The 730-nt window shown below is 35.9% G+C and carries 2 protein-coding genes and 1 pseudogene; 1 reads left to right on the forward strand and 2 read right to left on the reverse strand.

Annotated features, from left to right (window positions below; translation table 11 throughout):
- Positions 1–149, reverse strand: a pseudogene (locus WS40_RS11725) (response regulator transcription factor); the annotation flags it as partial.
- A gap of 23 nt (positions 150–172) precedes the next feature.
- On the reverse strand, positions 173–364 hold the full coding sequence (locus WS40_RS10965; RefSeq protein ID WP_046442308.1) for a helix-turn-helix domain-containing protein: 192 nt from the start codon (positions 362–364) through the stop codon (positions 173–175).
- Between the two features lie 259 nt (positions 365–623).
- Here WS40_RS10965 and WS40_RS11730 point away from each other — a divergent pair.
- Positions 624–730 (forward strand): MerR family DNA-binding transcriptional regulator (locus WS40_RS11730; RefSeq protein WP_325208549.1); only part of this gene is annotated, 107 nt, incomplete at its 3' end.

Below are 730 nucleotides of genomic sequence, written 5' to 3' on the forward strand. Positions count from 1 at the left end.
TCGGCTGCGGTTCTGGCATTTAGGGCAGAAGTCACGCCGTAGCCGTCTGCGGTCAGGTTATAGTCTAACATCTTATTCAAAAAACTGTCGTCCTCGACAATTAAAATCTGCTTCATATCCTCACTTCCTTTGCTTTTTGCAGATAGTATAACAGGCAAATGTCCGCGAAATGTTACAATGACGGAAAAATTTTATTTTCTTTTTTACGACCATCTACAGGTTTATGTGCATTTTGGGGAATAAGCCATATACGACTGAGATGGACTACACCAGCAATCCGATTTTCTGCACACAATTTTTGCACTCTGCGTTCAGATAAATTCCATTTCTTTGCAGCTTCTTGTACTGTCATATATTCAAACATTTTGTTCTCTCCTAATCTAATTTATATTTCTATTTTAGTCGGTTAACCGAATAATAGCAACAGTTCCAATGCAGGAAGTCCCTAAATAGGGGGGACAGCATTACATTCTTTCATGATTTCTCCCCTATATTTTGATATATAAATAATTTGAGCAATGCTATAATAAAATAAGTTATTTATTATATTTTTGAAAAAAACAAAATTTAATCTTGACTCTCTCGTGGCGTAAGGGTTTACGCTTAAAACGAAAGGAGGATACATGAAAACAGTAAAAGATGTGTCGGATATAACCGGAATAAGCATACGGACACTTAGATATTACGATGAAATAGGCTTATTGAAACCGACAAAACTAACTGAATCTGG

Origin of the sequence: Ruminococcus sp. N15.MGS-57 (assembly GCF_000980385.1) — a bacterium.
Lineage (GTDB): Bacteria > Bacillota > Clostridia > Oscillospirales > Ruminococcaceae > Hominimerdicola > Hominimerdicola aceti.